We start from the raw sequence: 19886 nt of genomic DNA, 5'->3' as shown, positions 1-19886 counted from the left end.
TCTTCATGCAATGGTGGAGTCTTTAAACGGTGCTCGGGATTCTACCTTTGCCGTAAACTCATTCCCTTACTTCACTTTCACTTCATTGACGCCTGTAACTTCCCTCATTATTGCAGGCTCTGAGGTAAACCGCTTAAACATCATAAATACAAAACAACTAAAAATCAGCCCAATCACTAAGGCTCCTACCCATTGAATTTGTAAAAAATCCAAAGTAAATAACAGGGTAAGGCCACTTAAAATTACTAGGTTGCCAACAAAATATTGAGTCGTACCAAAACGTTCAACGGTTAAGTTGAGATTGTCGGTATATAAACGTATCAGTGAGTCCAATGAGTTAATTACAAAAATAATACCCACAATAACCATAGATACATTAATAACGCTGTTCACACTTAGCTCATTTAGGTGGTAATAATACAATCCTACAAACCATACTGCGATTGGGATTGAAGGGAATACCAGCATGGCTAGCAATACTTGATAGGTACGTAAACCACTTACAAAACGAGAGGTGAATTGGCCTATCATAATGCACCACGCAAACCACCAGTACAGGTAGAATTCGTGATAAGCATTAAGTGGCAATACAAACTTGTGGAGATTTGAAAAGTAGTTGCCAAGTAAATTAAAGGTGGAAAAAAACTCTGCTGCAGTGCCTTGCTGTGAAAATAAGGCGCTAGCCCAAAGTAACAGTATTAAAGCTATGAATAACCAAGTGCTGGCTAAGCTAAGCACTTTGACGTAACGAATATCTGTGCTGGAATACACTGATAGTGCAATGATGGCCAACACTATGACATAAAAACTTGCCGTAAGGTTGCCTGAGTCGGCTAACTGTGGAATGTACCAAGGTAAGTTACTTAGCAGTAAAAAAGCCGTAAATGCACAGGTGCCTATAATCACAATATTATTGACTAGTTTGACCAAGGGAATACTAAAAAACTGCACTTTAGGCTCAAGCACACAAAAGTAGAAACAGGTGAGAAAGTAAAAACTCCAAATTAAAAACGCCCAAAAACCAAACTCTATTGCTAATGGATTCGAAAATGCATATTCGGGGTTGGTCACTAAATCAGCATAACCAGCAAACTCAGTCAAAGGAAACATAATAAGCCCTACATCTAAACCCGAAGTGAAGAGTATGGCGATAAAAGTAAAGGTGCTGACAGGTGTCACACCAACGCAACGGATATTTCCCCATTTGAGCAAAATGCCAATGATGCATGCAAAGGTGAAAAAAATACCTGCAGATAACCAAAGTGTCATAACATTTTCCTAAACTTCTTGACCGGAAAATTTGCTTCTAAACAATTAATCAAAATGTAACAGATGACTGAGTCCTTTTAACGTTTAGCCTGATTAGTTCGTTGTTGTGATTGCCAATGCAAATCGCCAGTCACTTTAACTGTTTCAGGCGCCAAAGTGTGACCTTTAATCAGATCCGCGGCGCGCTCTGCCAACATTATGGTAGGCGCATTTAAGTTGCCATTAGGGATAGTCGGAAAAATCGAAGAGTCAACCACTCGTAACCCCTCAATACCGTGAACTTTGGTGTGGGGATCCACCACAGACAGTTCATCTGTTCCCATCTTACATGAGCAACTCGGGTGATAGGCACTTTCTACTGATTCGCGCACAAATTTATCGATCTGTTCATCGCTTTGAATATGTGTGCCGGGTTGGATCTCTTCACCACGAAAATTATCCAACGCGGGTTGATTGATGATTTCGCGGGTAAGTCTTACGCAGTCTCTGAATCCTTGGATATCATCCTGATGCTGTAAATAATTAAAGGTAATTTGCGGCGCTTTTTCGGGGTCTAAAGATACTACTCGTACACTACCACGACTTTTGGGTTTGTTATGCCCGATATGCACCTGAAAACCATGCCCAGCAAAGGCTTCTTTACCATCGTAACGCATAGCGGCAGGTAAAAAATGGTATTGTAAGTCTGGCCATTCGACACCGGCTTGGGAGCGAATAAAGCCGCACGACTCAAAATGGTTGGTGGCGCCTAATCCGTCTTTATTTAAAATCCAACGAACACCTATTTTAAGTTTGCTCCACCAATCTAATTCGCCATTGAGGGTAATGGGTTGGGTACATTTGAATTGAAAATAGAACTCAAGGTGGTCTTGTAGATTTTCACCTACACCTGTTAAGTCATGCAGGCATACAATGCCAGCCTTCTCTAACACTTCTTTTGGGCCTATGCCTGATAACTGTAATAGGTGCGGTGAGCCAATTGAGCCGGCGCTCAAAATCACTTCTTTATTCACCCTGATTTCTTTAATTTGCTTTTGGTGTGCGAAACGCACCCCAACAGCGGTTTTATCTTCGAGTAATACTTTGTGTACCAAAGCATGAGTGATAACGGTCAAATTAGGGCGCTGCATTGCTGGGCGTAAATAGGCATTGGCAGTGGACGCGCGACGGCCATTTTTGACTGTCATATGCATCGGGCCAAACCCTTCTTGTTGCTGGCCGTTATAATCTTTAGTCGCAAAATATCCAGCGTCAACTCCGGCATCAACGAACGCTTGATACAGCGGGTTTTGCATTTGATTGCCATTGTTTACACCTAACGGGCCATTTCCTCCACGATATTCATCTTTGCCAAAGGCCCAGCTTTCGGCTTTTTTGAAGTAGGGTAGGCAATGGGCGTAATCCCAGTTGGTTGCGCCTGTTTGTTGCCATTCGTCAAAATCTTTGGCGTGCCCACGTACATAAACCATACCGTTAATTGATGATGAACCCCCTAACACTTTTCCTCTAGGGCAATGCATCACTCGGTCGTTCAAATAGGGTTCGGGTTGGGTTGAAAATTGCCATGCGTATTTTTCGGTATTCATAGGAATAGATAAAGCCGTAGGCATTTGGATAAAGATACTTTTATCACTGCCGCCCGTTTCTAATAACAACACACTATTGTTAGGATCTTCTGACAAGCGATTGGCCAACACACAACCTGCTGAGCCCGCTCCGATTATGATGTAATCATAAATTGTTTGCATCGCTACCTCCTATTCTAAAACGGGCTGTCTAAAGGCGCTAAACCTACATACACAGATTTTAATTGGGTATATTGTTTCAGGGTAGCTAAGCCGTTTTCTCGGCCTAAACCCGATTGTTTGTAACCGCCAACAGGCATTTCAACCGGGGATAATCCATAACTGTTGATCCAACATATGCCTGCTTGCATTTGGTGAATCACTCTGTGAGCTCGGGTGATATCTTGAGTAAACACTCCAGCCGCTAAGCCTAACTGAGTATGATTGGCGCGCGCTATTACTTCGTCTTCATTTTCAAAGGTTAAAACTGCCATTACGGGGCCAAATATTTCTTCGCGGCATATGCTCATGTGGTCTTCGCAATCAGCAAATACCGTTGGTGCAACAAAGTATCCATTCGGTGCGTCTTGTGGTTGTAGAGTTTCACCACCGCACAATAATGTCGCCCCTTCAGCTTTTCCTTTAGCTATGTAACCTAACACCAACTCCTGATGCTTTTGGGAAATAAGCGCACCAAAGTTGGTGTCTGGGTGCATAGGGTCACCAGGTATTATATTGGCTTCGATTCGCGCCAATAGTTTTTTGATAAACACCGGGTAGATGTCTTTTTGTACGAAGACTCGAGTGGCGTTAGTACAAATCTCACCTTGAGTGTAAAAATTGCCGAGCATGGCAGCAGACACGGCATTATCAACATCTGCATCATTAAAGATAATTAAAGGCGATTTACCTCCTAGCTCCATAGTGACCTCTTTGAGGGTTGTCGCTGCGCCAGCCATGACTTTTTTGCCGGTGCCGACTTCGCCAGTAAAAGAGACTTTTGCAACGTCCTGATGATGGCTAAGCCAAGCGCCTACTTTTCCGTCACCTTGAATCACGTTAAAGACCCCAGGCGGTAACCCTGCCTCAGCTAATATTTCTGCTAGTTTTAGCGCGCCTAATGGTGTTTCCTCAGATGGTTTAAATATCATGGCATTACCACAAGCAAGGGCGGGGGCCGCTTTCCAACAAGCTATTTGAAGTGGATAGTTCCACGCGCCAATGCCTGCACACACACCAAGCGGTTCAGGGCGAGTGTAATAGAAGTCTTTACCTACTTGTTGTTGATTACCTTCAATAGCGGGGGCAAGGCCTGCAAAAAATTCTATGGCATCGGCGCCTGAGGCAACGTCTACAACGCTCGCTTCTTGCCAGGGTTTACCGGTATCCGCAACTTCAATTGCGGCGAGTTCATCATTGTATTGACGTAGCAATGCAACAGCCTTAAGTAAAATACGACTACGCTGTATCCCGGTCATGTTAGACCATGTGGCAAAACCTTGTTGGGCGCTGCTGATGACGCTTTGTTGAATAAATTCGTCTGCTACTTCCATCTGGTAAATCACTTGTCCTGTTGCGGGATTAGTGACATCAAAAGTTTCACGACTTTGATTGGCAAGATACTGACCATTAACAAAGTTTTGATAACAGGGCTTAGGAGAAAACGAAATGGACATAGATAGGTACTCGCGGGATCAATAGGCAAAAAACTACAGAACTATGCCTGCTATTTATATGTCAATCAACCTCAGTAATTGATTGTTAGAAATAAAAAAGCCCTGTGAATTGCACAGGGCTATAAAACTAAAATTAACTAATTGATTGTGATTAAAGTTTAGTCGCTCGCTCAATATCTATTGTTGTAAAAATCTAATCACACTAGGATTTAATTGGGTTGCTAAACGTTCGATATAGGGAAGATTGGTGTCAGTATCAATGATCTCTACTCCAGGTGCGGCATCTTCTCTAACACTTATCCATAAAAATCCTGCTGTATCTACATCGATAAATCCAATATTACTAGATTCTAGGTCATAGGCTGCTTCACTATTTATCTCACCGGTACTTGGGTTGAATTGATACAGAGTTGATTCTTCGCGGTATGGACCAAAGAAGGTTTCGTTCGCAAAAAAGTAACCTTTGTCGGCAGAAACAACCACTGCTGACTGGATGAATTGAGAGGTGTTGTCGGTAATGTCAGTTGCAGTTAATACTGTGCTTAGGCTGAAATCGTTAGTATCTACCTTTTCGATCATACTTAGAGCTGGACTGATCGCTGCATAGGAATCACGAGTGGTGATATACACATTGTCTTCAAACGCTCTAACACTGTGTTCTAACGGATTGAGCCCTAGAATAGGGATTCCCATGACGTTGTCAGTTGCATCAGCGTTGGTTTCAATCTCGGTGTCTGTTGTGGTATCAAACACGGCTAAATAAACCGTGTTGGATGCAGCGTAAGCATCATCCAAACGTTGCATTGCTACAAATAATTTTCCGTCATTGATGACAGCTGCAGATGGACTTGGGGTGCCTAGGGTATTGTTGTCGGGAATGTAACTGGATAGATCAAGCTCACCAATTTTGAAACTCTCGAAGTTGTCTGCTTGGGGATTGACTATCCAAATTTTATCAGAGCCGTAACGTATTAGATAAGCTTTTTCTGCGCTTAGAGGTACTAAGGTATAAGGGTTACGGCTGGTGGAGTCTAAATCATCCTGAGTCGAGTAAGACCAAATCTCTGTGTTGGCGTCTTCGGTGTTGTATTTACTGATGGTATCAATGAAAAAACGCCCAATATGAAACAGCTCATTTTCATAGACATTGATAGTGTAATCAGATTGTGTTTTGGCGTAAAAGCCGTCCTCTACAGTTTGTGTAGTAGTATCTAAATAGGCGACTTGAGAGCTAGAGTAGTCCGCAGCTAAGGTTTGTACTACCGCTAGTGAAGGCGTATCTAATTCATCTCCGACATTCACGGTAACCTCAATTGAATCAGTTAAACCTTTGGCATCTGTAACAGTAACAGTGAAGCTGTACGGGCCAATATCACCACTTTCAAAGTCAGGGGCATTGATAAATTCTACTGCACCGGCATTGTCTATGGTGAAAAGCTGTTGGTCAGACCCTTCGAGAGAAAAAGTTAATACATCGCCAACGTCGGTCGCCGTATATTGGGCTACTGTAGTAGTATTTTCTGCCACTGTTACTGATAAGTTACCCGATAATTCAGGGGCTTGATTATCGTCGCTTCCGCATCCTCCCAAAATTGATAGGGTGCTGATTAAGCCAAGTGTAATTGCAGACTTTTTGAATAGTAATAACATTTAGATGCCTTGTATTGAGAGTTTGAAGAGGATATTTCGACCTTGTGCAGGGCGGTTTGCTAAGTCTTGGTACTGTTGATCAAAGAGGTTGTTCACACTGAAGTTAAAGTGATAAATACCTCGAAGGTAACTTAATTGGATATCGGTGACTTTGCGCTGCGCAGGTTTGCCTGCTTGGCCATTATTAGATTCAAATATATTCGCGCGGTTAAAGTACAAGTCTTTGTCTAATGCACTGCGAAGCTGTATTTTCCATTGGGGGGTGATCTGATAATTAACTGAAAAACTATACTGTTGGTGATAAATCCCAGGTAACTTTTTATTGTCGAATGATGAGATAGCAGAGTCAGTTTGGCTATCAATGAAGTTAGCTTGCATATTAATGTTAAAGTCAGACGTTACCGCAAGTTTTGATTCTAGTTCTAGCCCATTTAGTGTTGCGTTGCTGACATTCTCATAGGCTCCAACACCGCTAGTGTTAAAAATAGCAACTATGGCATTATCTGATTGTTGCCGGTAAATTGAAGAAATTAAGGTGTAATTCATTTGTGCAAGGGTGTGCTCAAATGTTACTCCTAAACTTACTGTTTTAGCTTGTTCTGGCAATAACTCTTGGCTGCCTTTAAATAACCCTCTATCACCGAATAATTCGAATAAGGTAGGAGTACGAATGCCATTACTTGCCACTAGTTGTGTTTTTAATTTTTGTCCTTGATACACCAATCCTACTTCCTGAGTTTGGTGGTCTTGCTTGTTAATAAATTTTTCGGCGTTAGCTTGGTTAACCGCTATATTTTGATTTTTTTCTTTGAGCTGAGTTAACAATGAATAAACAGAAAATCCGCCGTCATTTTGCTGCCACTCAAATCGGGAACCCAACAATTGCTGATCTTGTTTGGCCATGACATCGCAACTACTTATTGCATTGCAAACAATTGGGCCATTTCTGTCGAAGCTTAAAGAGTCGAACTGTTGTTGCATAAATTGTATAAAAGGGCTAACTGCAAAGTCACCGTATTGGTTTTCAAACAAAAACGCCGTATTAAATTCGGCATGGCTTTTAGTGGTATCGTATTGGCCATCTAAACGGGTTATATCGGCCAATATATCTAAATAACGTTCAGATTTGTTTTCTCGGTATGCTTCAAACTCCAGGTTTTCTAACCATTTGGTAGGTATATAAACACTGTGCCGGTACCCCAATCGCCAGGTTTCAGACGAGAGATTCGAGGCGTTTTCTAGGGTGTTGTTTTGGTAGTTAGGAATGGCTTTGTTTTGATCGTTGTACTGCAGACTAAGTCTGATTTGCTGATTGGCCAATGTCATCTGGTTGTTTATAAAAAAGTTGTGCTTTTCAAACTGATTATTGCCCAAAGGTTCAGAGGTCGACTGGTTACTATTGCTAAAACTTTGCGGCACAAGGTAATCATAATTGTTATCTGTTTTTAGGTAACTTCCGCCAACAGATAAAGTATTCGAATCAAACGCTTTGTTGAATAACAGGTTTAATTCTTGGTGAGCATAGGAACCCAGAACCAAACTCAGTTTTAACTTATCTTGGCTTGAGTTGTAGGTATTGATCCTAATTACCCCTCCAATTGGTGTGGAACCCGCGCCTATCGCCTGGTTTTTACTGATTTCGATACTCTGAATTTGTTCAGTAGGTATTTGGTTTAAATCAAAACCACCAAATTGACTGTCGTTGACTAACTGACCATCTATAAACAATTGCACTTGTTTACTGGTAGAACCGCGCATCGATACAGAAATCGGATTGCCTAATCCCCCAATTTGACGGATCTGGATCCCATTTATGCTCTGTAAAATTTGCGCCAGAGTTTGCGATGAATTAACAAAGTCTTCAGCTGTCAAAATTTGATAGTTGTTTAGCAGCTGCGATTGCTGATCATAAATTGTGAGGACTTCAACACTTTGTGCAGAGTGCTCACTAGCCGTTACCCAATTCAGGTAACTACAGCTCAACAGCAATACAAAAAAGCGTTTTAAGAAAAACATTGTGACCTCTGAAACGAGGACAATAGGAATGCCGAAACAACACTTAAATAGCAAATACATTTAAGTGTTTATGTTTCAATACAATTCCTAGCGCCCACCGCACTGTAAATGTGTATATTGACAGGCCGGTCTCCGGGCTTAACTGATTATTCAGTATTACCGTTGCGGGGGCAGCGTTAGAATTAGACAGTTACCATGTCGCACTAACTTCCCGATTATCTCTTTATCGCAAACAATTCATGATTATTTACTAGAGCACCTGAGCAATTTGAGCGCGCAATTCTGAGGATGTTTACTCTAAAAGTCAATGGAATAGGGTGTAGCTAACAAATGAGTTAAATGCTGAGGTTTATTACCGCTAAAGGCTACAGGACTTAGAACCGAAAAACAGGCAGTGGTTTAGGAGAATAGAATCACATTTTAGTAACAAGGTTAAGTAGCGCTAAGGTAGCGGCGAACTAAGATTCTTGGACTTTATTGATAACTACTACTTGATTACGACCATTATTTTTGCCTCTATACAGTCCCATATCAGACTGATTGTAAAGCCGCTCAAAGGTGCAACCTAACCAGCTTTCAACCAAACCAATTGACAAAGTGATTTTGACAGGGGTAGTGGCAGTATTGAATGTGCTATTCATTACTTTTTTACGTAACCTATCCATTATATCGTAGGCTTCAGTGGTTTTAGTGTCCCTTAACAATATCCCAAATTCTTCGCCGCCAATTCGCCCAAACAGATCGTATTCCCGCAGGGTGTTACTTACCAGTTTACACAACTGACTAAGTACTTTGTCACCTACTTGGTGGCCAAATTGGTCGTTAACTTTCTTAAAGTAATCAATATCTAAGATACAAAACGTAAAGGCATGATGGTTTCTTTTATATAGGCTAATTTCAGATTTGACGTTAGCTATAAAACTACGGCGATTGGCAATTTGTGTTAACTCATCTGTTAGTGCTAAATCTGTTAGTTTATGAATATGTGCGGATAGTTTTTGTTCAATACTTTTTTGAGCAGAAATACTTTTTGCGTGTAATAACAACTCGCCAGATGGCAGTGTTTGTTCAGATATCAAATACCAGCTGCCGTCGGTATGATCCACTTCGAATAGCCGAAATTCTTGGCTACGTCTTTTACTCTGTGCTTTTGCTAACCATAGATCTATATCCTGTGTTTCAATATAGGGGCCCTGTTGTTTCTCATGGGCAGTAAGTAGAAGTTGGCTAAATGATTGTTCGACAATAGACTTTAAATCCATACACATAAAATCGGCGTAGGCTTGATTACAGCCAATTAACTTGTCGTCTGCAGAAAAAATAGCATACCCATCTTGAGATACGCTAAGAAAGTCACCGATGCGATTGGCTAGCGTTAAAATTCCTTTTTCCATATTACCTCTAGTTAATTTCTGAGCTTGAATATTGGAAATATTAAACTTGATTACGTAAACATAATGGGCATTTCATGCTTTGTACAGCAAATTAAGTGGCGGTTTTAATCCTCAATGTTTTGGTTATTTCACAATACCAAGTAGTCTATCCTTGGTGACAGTAAAAATTAGTGGGGAATGATATGAATGATGAGCGGTTAAGCCCTTTTGTGTTAAATACAAACGAGGGGAAGTTCCAAGTAGTAGACGGCAATGAACAAACATGGCTAGAAAGCTCTAATGAAATGACCGCGCAGCATTACGCCGATTTGCTCAATAAAGCGTTTAAGTCGGGCTTCAAAACAGGGTTTCGCGAAGCTCGCACCGGATAGATTCAGATATTGACCCTATGATATTTTATTGGCGTTATCGGTACACTCCCTCACAATAGATACGCGATTAACGGGTGAAGAGTGATCGTTATGGTGGTTCGGCTGTTCGTTCTAAGTAAAGTCTGCAAAATGATATGAATAAATCAAGGTTGGTTTGCCCTGCCGCTAATGCTGTGTCGATAACGCGGCACGCAATAAGTGTAGATGTCACAACATCGCTAAACTGTGCCGCGCAAAGATGTTATCAAAATATTATGTTGTTGATGGAAACTCAATCGGTTGATGCTACAGCCGCGTCTTTGCCACAGACACAAAAATTTCTGCCCCATGCATCCTCATTCAGTCTTCACTCATTAAACGACCAAGCTCTTGTGATTCACTTATTAAAGGAAATTGCACAAGGTCCTGCAGCGAGTGAAATTCGGAAAATGTTGGGTCGTCATCAGGTGAGTTGCGATTATGATCAGGCTTGGATACGGCGCCAATACGCACCACATCTCTATCCTCCCGAACATGCGCCTCACGGTTGGCATCAAGATGGTGCTTTAGGTTTTGACTTCTTGGCTTCGAAAGACATCGAGCAAGAGGCAAGCCCCTTGTTACCCACAGTAACTTGTTGGATAGCTTTGACTCGATGCGGAGTCGATGCCCCAGGACTAGAGTTTGTTACCGAGACAATTGATGAATTGCTTGTTCCAAATGAGTTAAGCCATAAAAGTATTCTTAACCGCTATTCATCTGGTTCATTATGGCAACCTCAAATGCAAGCTGGTGACGCAGTGATCTTTAAAGGCGGCACTTTACATCGGACTCACGTGGTTGAGCAAATGCGGGCAAATCGAACCAGCGTAGAGTTGCGATTTGTAGCCACACATAAAATCCCAACACGTCTAATAGGCGATTGTTTTATCGCTTTGCCCGATGAATAATTGAGGGCGCTAGAAGAAGGGCTAAATAGCGCTGTAGTTTACTCTACCAGCAGAGTACTGACATGATTGCTTGGAATATAGTGAATAAACTCATTGAAGATATTTTGATTTTTTGGATTAATTAAAAATGCATCTAGTTTTTGTTTTAGTATCAGGCCTTCCGCTGATTTAGGTATCGCCAAAGTACTCGGAACTATTCCCATTTCTTTATAATAGACACCTTGTAAACCCAGTGACTTAATGGTGTTCATAGTCGCAACACCTTCGAACAAAATGACTTTGAGGCGTCCTAAAGCTAACATTTTAACTAACTGCTCTAATTGACTCACTTCAACAAATTTTTTCTCTGGCAAGCCCACTATTTCAGCAAGAAACTCAGCGTTACCTAAAAGCGTTCCAATGCTTCGGGTCGGTAATTGGCTAATATTGAAATAACTCTTATCCAAAGCAAATAGGTGAACATGGGTATCAATATGCCAATCGAGTTCAGTGGCATATTGATAAAACTCATCTGTTTCTAATTGATAAGGCGTCATACCGATGAGTTCTAATTTTTTGTTTCGTAAGTTCTTTTTAGCTCTAGCATAGGTCATGATTTCGAAAGTAAAGCGGATATTTTCAGTGGCAGAAAATTTGCGGAGCATATCGACAACTAAACCGCTGCCGTCTTCATTTATTAATGGAGGAAACGGTTCTAAGCCGACAACTATTTCCCGAGAGTCAGTTTGCGGGCTGTATACGACTAAATAAATGAAAGTAACATAAACTGATAGTATTGATTTCCACATAAGCGCTTCCTGCATATTGCCTAAGTACCAAGATACAATTACATAGAAATACACACAAGATTTTAGTTGGCTTAGTGATAATACTATCGCTACATTTTGTCTTCAGTCATGCGTTTGGCTTGTTCAACAATCAGCTCGCACGAAGGCAATACTTCATAACTCGCGACGCCTAACGGGATAAAACTATCGTGGGCTGTTAGGCGTTCTACTTTGCGAGTGGGAAAGTTTTTATCATGTTCAAGTAGCAGGGTAATTAATGCTTCACTAATGGAGCCGGTTTGACGACACTCATCTACGATTAATACCTTTTTTATGTCGCCAATTGCTTTAACTATGGCTTTTTCATCTAGGGGGGCAAGCCAACGCAGATCTATCACTGTGCATCGAACCCCTGATTCAGCTAGTATTTTTTCTGCCTGTCGACTTAGGTAATAACCGTTACCGTAACTTATAATACACAGGTCTTTGCCTGAACCAAAACCCCCTAATTGCCCAATTTTAAGAGGTTTGGCTTCATTAGGAGGCACATAATCAAATGACCAAAGTGCATCACCTTCTTGGTGTAGATCTTTTTTCATATACAAGGCAATCGGCTCGATAAACACAACCACTCTTTGCTCTTCTTGAGCCAACCTCACAGACTCTCTGAGCATTTCCACTGCATCTGCTCCGTTTGAGGGGCATGCAATGATCAACCCTGGAATGTCACGAAAGATCGCAAAAGAGTTGTCGTTATGAAAATGGCCACCAAAACCTCTTTGGTAGGCTAAACCTGCGATTCTGATGACCATAGGGTTGGCGAATTGACCACTGGAAAAGAAGGGCAGGGCGGCCGCTTCACCGCGTATTTGATCTTCTGCGTTGTGAACATATGCCAAAAATTGAATTTCTGGCATAGGCAAAAAACCATTGTGGGCTAAGCCTATTGCCATACCTAAAATCGATTGTTCATCAAGCAAGGTATTTATGACTCGTTGCGGCCCAAATTTATGTGCCAATTTACTGGTAACGTTATACACACCACCTTTAGCGCCAATGTCTTCACCGCACATTACTATATTTTGCTGCTGCGCCATTAAGTCGAGCATGCTCCAATTTAGCAGTTTCGCTAGGTGTTGTTTTTTCGAAAGGTTGTGTTTTTCATGGCTGAACAACGCATCACGTTGGGTTTTAGAAAGTGTACTCTGATAATCTCTGTTTATTTGTGGTGGAATAATGCTCTGTTTGATTTGTGCTGCGCTGGTCAACTTTGGCTTAGCGATAACAATTTGGCTGAGTTCTGCAACGCGTTTTTCTATATCTTGATATAATTCAATTATTTGCTGGCTTTTCAAACAGTCATGTTTTAGTAACAAAGCGGCACTAAACAACAAAGGATCATGAGCTTCGGTGTCTTCTATATAATCATTACTACGGTAAGTAAATTCTGAATCTGAGCCAGCATGGCCTAACAAACGCACTGTACGCATATGTAAAAAAACAGGCTTACGTTGTTTTCTGGCAATCTCAACCGCGTGTTGGGTTTTATGATAGGTATCGAGTAAGTCTAAGCCGTCACACTGCATATAATGCAACCCCGCTCGATGTTCAAAATTAGCCTGTACCCAACCCTTAGGTGTGGCGGTAGAGATCCCAATACCGTTGTCTTCACATATAAATACTATTGGGATAGGCACTGACTGGTAGGCCGCCCAAGCTGCAGCATTGATGGCGCCTTGGGCAGTGGAGTGGTTCGACGAGGCATCGCCAAAATTGCAAACTACGACTCCGTCTTTTTCTAATACGTTATCTACATCTACTTTTCTTGAAAGGCTAATGCTAAAAGCGGTACCAACGGCTTTAGGTAAGTGTGAGGCTATGGTGCTGGTTTGTGGTGGAATAAACAGGCTTTTACTACCGAGCACTTTGTGTCGACCACCCGAGATAGGATCGTCGGAAGACGCTGCAAAGCTTAATAACATGTCGTACAGAGGGTTTTGCTCAGGTACTTGTTTAGAGCGCTGTATAACAAAAGCACCACTCCTGTAATGTAGAAAAGCCATATCATTGGGCTTAAATGCTAATGCACATGCCGCATTCCCTTCATGTCCTGCACTGCCAATGGTATAAAAACTCTGTCCTTGTTTTTGCATGATGCGCGATTGGAAATCTAAATGGCGACTCATCACTTGTGATTCAAAAAGGTCTATCAATTGTGCGTTAGACAAGCCTAGATCGGCGGGGGTAAATGAAGATTTAACTGTAGGTAACGAATCAGTCTCAACGGCATGAATAATCTGTTGTTTAACCTTAATATTACGATCTTGCATCATGTGGATAGGCCCTAAATTTTCAATTGCCAAAATGCTAGTTAGCTAGGCGATTGAATAGCCCAGTGCACAGTGATTACAAATCATAAAATTTATTTAGATAAAGGAATAATATTAATAACCTTGATTTGCTATAGTTTTTATCTATATCAATTTAAAAGGCTAATCACTTGGATTTACGGGCATTAGAGTATTTTGTCACTATTTACGAAACTGGCAGTTTAAGTGGAGCTTCAAAGAAAAAATTTGTGGCTCAGCCTTCTATATCGGCATCGTTAAAACAGTTAGAACAGAGTTTATCCACTAGCTTGTTTGTTCGTCATGCCAGAGGAGTTCAGGCTACTCATGCTGGTGAACAGCTTTATCCATTAGCGAAACAATTACTCGGTCAAGCTAGCGCTATCAAAGAACTGTTTTGTACTGACGTCACTAAAACGCCATTCAGATTGGGGTTGATCAAAGGTTTAGGCGTGGCTCGAATGAGTGATTTGTTAGGCACACTGACCCGCTCGGTGGACACATTGGAGCTCACCTTAGTGTCTCAAGACGAACCTTGCCAAGCGCGCATTATCAGCCGAGATTTAGTCGTAAACAACGAGCATTTTATCCCAATGTGGAAAGACGAGTATCAACTGGCTATTCCTCTACAACATCCACTAACCTCGGTTACGACCCTTAGTGTCAGCGACTTACAAGGGTTGGCTTTTGTAGAGCGCAGCCCTTGTGAAGGTTGGTCGTATTTAAAACAAGCCCTAAACAAAGCCGATGTGAGGTTAGACACTAGAGCCAAGATTCAAACTATTGAATATGCCTTAGGTTTAGTGAAAGCCGGATTAGGCTGTGCATATATTCCAGTGTCTGATGAAATTGTTAAAGATCATGAACTTCATTTTAAACCCATTAAAGACCTGTCGATTTCGCGCGAAATCGGTTTAGGGTTTATCCATGAATCTGACACAGTCAAACTGTTACAAGAGTTAGTCGGTCATAATCGAATTTAACCGTAAGAAGCCAGTTAGGATATATACGTGAGGATGTCACTGGCTGCTTCCTCAGGTTTTTAGTCAATCAGCAGACCATCATTGTATGATTGCCAATCGTTCAAAGTAACAATAAACATACTGTTTTGGTCATCAAACCGAAGGCTTTTCTTATCCCTGTGTTAGATAAAATTGCCTAGCTGTATCAATCTGCTCACACAAAATCACCACTTCATCTAACATACGTGTGGTCATCCGGTGCACTTTGTCTGCATTAGGGTGAAAGATAAAATTATTCTTAACAGCTGGAATATGTTGCCATTGTGACCAATTTAAAGCGTCTGGGCTCTCTGCGCCGGTATGACCTGGTTGCACAACCACTTGGGGTAAGGTCACTAATACTTGTTCTAATCCTACGGTAGGATAGTCGTCTGTGGCGTTTTTAAATGGGTTACTGGCGCCGCACAATTCCAGTTGTTGCTGTGGCCAAGCTTTGTTCGACACTGTGCGTATTGGGCGCGACCATAATTCATAAAACACACTAACCTTATGCTGCTCAGCGTAAGTTTTTTTTATTTTTTGCAGTCTAGTGAGGTAGCGTTTGGCAACACTATTGGATGCAGCTTCTCGTCCGGTGAGTTTGCCTAACATGATCAATTCCTTGCCCACATCTTCTAAGGTTTGAGGATCTGAATAGATCACTTTTAATTGGTACTTTTCTAATCGCGCTAAATCATCAGTTGGGTTACCTGTTTTCCATGCAATGATGACATCAGGTTGCAGCTGAATAATCTTCTCAATTTGTAGACGAGCGTAATTACCCACCTGCAAAATATCTTTAGCGGCTTCAGGGTAATCAGCGAACGCAGTAGTACCAATGATTTGTTCACCCGCCCCAATAGCATATAACGACTCCACAATATGTGGCGCTAACGCAATAATACGTTGTTTTTGTAGTGAGTCTTTACTATCGCCGTTTACTGCATATAAATTTGGGTGAACAGCAAGAGATGCCCAAAAAAAGGCGCTTAGCAAGTAGTGGTTTAGTTGTCTCACCAATCAATTCCTTGTTGTGCTTTGATGCCGTTATCGAAGGCATGTTTGACGGGTCTCACTTCACTAACGGTATCTGCAAGGTCGATAATCGCTCTGTGGCAAGCTCGCCCCGTGATAACCACATGTTGATCTTTAGGGCGTGCCGTTAACGCTGCTATGACCTCGTCTAAGTCGATATATTTGTAGGTGATCATGTAGGTGATTTCATCTAGCAGCACCACATTAATTGACGGGTCTTTTAGTAACTTTTTACTGTGCTGCCAAGCAGATTGTGCAGCTTGTATATCGGTGTTTTTGTCTTGGGTTTCCCAGGTAAAACCTGTACCCATGACATGAAACTCCACATCATGCTGTTGCAATAAATCCCGCTCACCACATTCCCAGCCACCTTTAACAAATTGCACCACGGCCGCTTTATAACCGTGCCCCACAGCGCGGGCAATAGTGCCAAAGCCAGAGGTGGACTTGCCTTTACCGTTACCGGTTATGACCAACAACAATCCCTTGTCTTGTTGCGCCGCCGCAATACGTTGATCTACTTTAGCTTTTTGCTGTTGCATCCGCGCTTTGTGTTTGGTGTTGTCTGATTCGTCCGTCATTATGGTTACTCTTTATCTAAATAAGGTGGCTTGTAGATGTTTTATTCGAAATCTATATCGTTACGTCTAAAGTCGGCTGGAAGACCAATAAAGGCTACACTGGGTTTCGCCTCTGGGTGAGATGGAACAATAATACGTGTTAAACTTGCGTAACCTATTTGTAGTTGGCTGTACCAATCTCCAGAGCGCCAATCTGTGGATAAAATGTGAGCCAAAATCTGCCTGATCACACCGCCATGGCAAACCAGTAAGTTGTGTTGCCCAAGGTGTTGTTTACACAAAGTCTGCCAAGTTGAAATGACTCTATCATGAAAGGACGCTAAGGATTCGCCTTGAGGGGGAGTGTTGGGACCGGGATCATGCCAGAAAGAAGTCATTAGAGGCCAATGTTGGGAGTGGTCGTCAAATTCAATGCCGTCCCATTCACCAAAGTCACATTCTTGTATACCAGCTTCAATTTGCAATGTTAATCCATGATCTGCCGCAAGCTCTGATGCAAACGCTTCGCAGCGTCTTAGTGGTGAGCTAATGATATTATCGAAAGTTTCTAGACGATTAGTTTGTTGATACATCTGTTGCCAGCCTTCAGGACTTAATGCTACGTCGGTACGACCATATAAAGCCGCGGGGCCGTCAATTTGTCCATGGCGAATGAGGTCGAACTGTGTGGCCTTTAAGTGGTTAGCTTTCTGCGTCATAGCTTGATTTCTTTTGAGGTCGCTGCGGCTAGTGGTGATGGAAAACTGACGATATCCTCTAGTATCGTTATAGTTAAGCTGTTTTTGTATCGCCTCATTTTAGTCACTAATTGATTCATACTTCTTTGATTGCCTTTGTCCTAGTTTTTTCAATGACATCTTCAATGACGTCTTTGACTCATCACCAATAGAAAAAATACACTGCCGATAGCGGAGGTGATAATGCCGATAGGAATTTCTTGATCCGCAAGCGCCACACGAGCCAACACATCCACCCACACCATAAAACATCCCCCTAACAGCACGCAGCCAACTATGACTATACGACTAGTCACACCCAACCAACTTCTGACAATATGCGGGATCATCAACCCAACAAAGCCGATACCACCACAATAAGACACAATACAAGCGGTTAGTGCGGCGCAAATTGCCAAAGATAAAATTCGTAAACGGGTGACCTGTACTCCAAGCGTTTTGGCGTTTTCGTCACCTAGCAGTAAGGCGTCTATATGACGCCCATAAAGCAGTAAAATCGCCACGCTAATCACCACTACCGGCAGCATGACCCAGGCATACCAAACTTCTACTCTGGCGAGGCTACCCATCAGCCAGAAAATGACCTTGTTGGCTGCAAAAGGCTCACCTAAAAATAAAATGAAATGACTTAATGCACTCAACATAAAAGACACTGCTATACCTGCTAAAAGCATATGTTCGGTCCGGCTACCAAAACTTTTTGATGCGATAATTTGCACTAAAAAAACCGAAAACAATGCGCCTAGGAATGCCGCAAAAGGTAGGGCCAGAGAAAAAGGCAAGTTAGGAAAGAGAGCAATTATTCCGAGTTGCTCGCTTAATTTACTACTAAACAACAAAGTAGCAATACTAGCACCTAATCCTGCGCCCGATACCACACCAAACAAATAGGGATCGGCTAAACCATTGCGGGTGATATTTTGCAAAGTCGCGCCTGCCACAGCTAAGCCTGCACCCACTAAAAAACCAACAAAAACCCTAGGGGCGCGAATCTCCCAAAAAATCATATTGTTCACTGGATCTTGGCAGCCTTGGGTAATGCATTGAATCAACTGGCTAGTTGACAAATCTGCCGCACCAAAAAATAGAGCTGCAATCGGGGACACCACAACCAATAAACCTAACCACAACCATTTTATAGTCATTCAGTCGGGTCCTTTGAAGCTGGCATTTCATCAAGTTCCATTTCATCTGGAGGATAAAAATCCACTCGAAAGGCAGCGTTATGAGCTTGTTTGGTGACTTGGCAAGGAAGCTTAAATACTTGTTGTAAGCGATCTGCAGTAAGCACCTGTTGCGGTGCACCTTGAGCGACAATCTTTCCTTGGTCTAACAGACATAAATGATCGCAATAATTGGCTGCCAGATTTAAATCATGCAGACTCATGATCACAGTGATATTCAGCTTGTGAGCAAGGGAGCGTAATAACTTTAGAACCTGATGTTGGTAATACACATCCAAGTGATTAACTGGTTCGTCCAAGATAATCAGCGCCGCTTTTTGCACTAAAGCACGGGCTATCAAACCGCGTTGTTGTTCGCCGCCTGATAGGGCACTAAAAGTTTGCTTGATTTTGTTTTCGAGACCGACTGTTGCAATAGCGTCATGAATACTCTTTTTATCATTGGGAGTTTGCCTGCTAAGCAAAGATTTGTGCGGCAACAAACCCATACGTACTATTTGATATAAATCTAAAGCAAACACACTATCGTTGAGTTGATTTACTACCGCGATTTGTTGCGCCAACGACATTGAATCGTAGTCACTTAATGCTTTGTTTTTCCAACTCACTTCATTTTGAGTGGCTAATTGCCCCGATAATATTTTAAGTAAGCTGGTTTTCCCCGCGCCATTAGGCCCTAAAACGCCCATCACTTTGCCTGAGTCCAAACTTAGACTGATATCAGACAAAATCTGCTGTTGAGCGATTTTTAGGTTGATGTTTTTAGCGACAAGGGTACAACAATTAGACACGTGTTAACTCACACCTAGTAATCAGAACAACTTTCACAATCAAAGTGATAACTCAAGTAATGCAGGCAGGGAAACACATCAATAACAGCACAAAAGTGCTAAACAGATAATGTATCCGTGTGTTCCCGCACGAAAATTAAAAAAGGATCTTTTGAAATAGTTTGCTACTTCAAAGGTATACAAGGCTGGTATCTGACTTACGTATTAATCGACGTTTACAGTTGCGGGCACAGTTTTGGATTTACACCAAATTCCCATTTAACTTGTGCGCATAAACACACAAAACCTTATTTATTCACCGCGAATATAGCAAGGATATTGATAGGATTCGAGCTGTAAACGCATTATTCGATTTTAAAAGTGCCGGTGCAGAGTAAAGCTGTTCACTTAAGGTGAGCAGCAGATTTTTTTGATGGAACGCTAGTCAGTCTATTTAATCCGAGCTCAGGTTATTTAACATTGGATTCCCGATAAAAGCATTCGGGAATGACAAGGAGGGATTACGGTCATTCCGGCAGTCTCCTGGCCGGAATCTACTATTAATCTGTTGCACGTGATCACGAGCAGTAGAT

The 19886-nt window shown here is 41.9% G+C and carries 16 protein-coding genes and 2 riboswitches; of the genes, 3 read left to right on the top strand and 13 right to left on the bottom strand.

Annotation, left to right across the window (positions count from 1 at the left end):
* Positions 1 to 66: 66 nt before the first annotated feature.
* From KO534_RS20615 to KO534_RS20590, 6 genes are all read right to left on the bottom strand, one after another.
* A complete protein-coding gene (locus tag KO534_RS20615; protein WP_215932845.1) occupies positions 67 to 1269 on the bottom strand; it encodes a BCCT family transporter in 1203 nt (400 codons plus the stop codon).
* A gap of 77 nt (positions 1270 to 1346) precedes the next feature.
* Positions 1347 to 3017 carry a choline dehydrogenase gene (gene betA / locus KO534_RS20610; RefSeq protein ID WP_215932842.1) on the bottom strand — a complete coding sequence of 557 codons (1671 nt, stop codon included), beginning with the start codon at positions 3015 to 3017 and terminating at the stop codon, positions 1347 to 1349.
* A 14-nt stretch (positions 3018 to 3031) separates the two neighbouring features.
* Positions 3032 to 4510, bottom strand: a complete 1479-nt coding sequence (gene betB, locus KO534_RS20605; protein WP_215932840.1) for a betaine-aldehyde dehydrogenase — start codon at positions 4508 to 4510, stop codon at positions 3032 to 3034.
* 177 nt (positions 4511 to 4687) lie between these two features.
* Positions 4688 to 6160 carry a cadherin repeat domain-containing protein gene (locus KO534_RS20600; RefSeq protein WP_215932838.1) on the bottom strand — a complete coding sequence of 491 codons (1473 nt, stop codon included), beginning with the start codon at positions 6158 to 6160 and terminating at the stop codon, positions 4688 to 4690.
* Positions 6161 to 8176: a TonB-dependent receptor plug domain-containing protein gene (locus KO534_RS20595; RefSeq protein ID WP_215932836.1), complete on the bottom strand. Its 2016-nt coding sequence runs from the start codon at positions 8174 to 8176 to the stop codon at positions 6161 to 6163.
* Between the two features lie 106 nt (positions 8177 to 8282).
* Positions 8283 to 8449, bottom strand: a riboswitch (cobalamin riboswitch).
* Positions 8450 to 8634: 185 nt separating this feature from the next.
* Entirely contained in the window at positions 8635 to 9570 is a 936-nt protein-coding gene (locus KO534_RS20590) for a sensor domain-containing diguanylate cyclase (protein WP_215932833.1), read from the bottom strand.
* A 182-nt stretch (positions 9571 to 9752) separates the two neighbouring features.
* On the opposite strand from KO534_RS20590, the gene KO534_RS20585 reads away from it, so the two are divergent.
* Both KO534_RS20585 and KO534_RS20580 read left to right on the top strand, forming a co-directional pair.
* Complete coding sequence (locus KO534_RS20585) at positions 9753 to 9941, top strand: hypothetical protein (RefSeq protein WP_215932831.1); 189 nt, start codon at positions 9753 to 9755, stop codon at positions 9939 to 9941.
* A gap of 134 nt (positions 9942 to 10075) precedes the next feature.
* Positions 10076 to 10870, top strand: coding sequence for a phytanoyl-CoA dioxygenase family protein (locus KO534_RS20580; RefSeq protein ID WP_215932829.1), 795 nt, complete (start codon positions 10076 to 10078; stop codon positions 10868 to 10870).
* A 38-nt stretch (positions 10871 to 10908) separates the two neighbouring features.
* Here KO534_RS20580 and KO534_RS20575 read toward each other — a convergent pair whose 3' ends face one another.
* Positions 10909 to 11658 carry a substrate-binding periplasmic protein gene (locus KO534_RS20575; protein WP_215932827.1) on the bottom strand — a complete coding sequence of 250 codons (750 nt, stop codon included), beginning with the start codon at positions 11656 to 11658 and terminating at the stop codon, positions 10909 to 10911.
* 89 nt (positions 11659 to 11747) lie between these two features.
* Positions 11748 to 13970, bottom strand: coding sequence for a dehydrogenase E1 component subunit alpha/beta (locus KO534_RS20570; RefSeq protein ID WP_215932825.1), 2223 nt, complete (start codon positions 13968 to 13970; stop codon positions 11748 to 11750).
* A 167-nt stretch (positions 13971 to 14137) separates the two neighbouring features.
* Between KO534_RS20570 and KO534_RS20565 the strand changes: the two genes are divergently transcribed.
* On the top strand, positions 14138 to 14968 hold the full coding sequence (locus tag KO534_RS20565) for a LysR family transcriptional regulator (protein WP_215932823.1): 831 nt from the start codon (positions 14138 to 14140) through the stop codon (positions 14966 to 14968).
* Between the two features lie 150 nt (positions 14969 to 15118).
* Here KO534_RS20565 and KO534_RS20560 read toward each other — a convergent pair whose 3' ends face one another.
* The 5 genes from KO534_RS20560 to KO534_RS20540 all read right to left on the bottom strand — a co-directional run bounded on the left by KO534_RS20560 (position 15119) and on the right by KO534_RS20540 (position 19314).
* Entirely contained in the window at positions 15119 to 16003 is an 885-nt protein-coding gene (locus KO534_RS20560) for a cobalamin-binding protein (protein ID WP_215932821.1), read from the bottom strand.
* Positions 16000 to 16602: a cob(I)yrinic acid a,c-diamide adenosyltransferase gene (gene cobO / locus KO534_RS20555; protein ID WP_215932819.1), complete on the bottom strand. Its 603-nt coding sequence runs from the start codon at positions 16600 to 16602 to the stop codon at positions 16000 to 16002. The genes KO534_RS20560 and cobO overlap by 4 nt, the downstream gene beginning before the upstream one ends.
* A 41-nt stretch (positions 16603 to 16643) precedes the next feature.
* A complete protein-coding gene (locus KO534_RS20550) occupies positions 16644 to 17300 on the bottom strand; it encodes a histidine phosphatase family protein (RefSeq protein WP_215932817.1) in 657 nt (218 codons plus the stop codon).
* A 161-nt stretch (positions 17301 to 17461) separates the two neighbouring features.
* Positions 17462 to 18484: a FecCD family ABC transporter permease gene (locus KO534_RS20545; RefSeq protein ID WP_215932814.1), complete on the bottom strand. Its 1023-nt coding sequence runs from the start codon at positions 18482 to 18484 to the stop codon at positions 17462 to 17464.
* Positions 18481 to 19314 (bottom strand): ABC transporter ATP-binding protein, encoded by an 834-nt coding sequence (locus tag KO534_RS20540; protein WP_215932812.1) that lies wholly within the window; start codon positions 19312 to 19314, stop codon positions 18481 to 18483. Before KO534_RS20540 ends, KO534_RS20545 begins: the two co-directional genes overlap by 4 nt.
* Positions 19315 to 19480: 166 nt before the next feature.
* Positions 19481 to 19619: riboswitch (cobalamin riboswitch) on the bottom strand.
* Between the last annotated feature and the right edge of the window lie 267 nt (positions 19620 to 19886).

The sequence above is a fragment of the Paraglaciecola arctica genome (assembly GCF_018861065.1).
Taxonomy (GTDB): domain Bacteria; phylum Pseudomonadota; class Gammaproteobacteria; order Enterobacterales; family Alteromonadaceae; genus Paraglaciecola; species Paraglaciecola arctica_B.
Note: the sequence above shows the minus strand (reverse complement) of the source record. Positions and strands in the feature narration are given on the sequence as shown.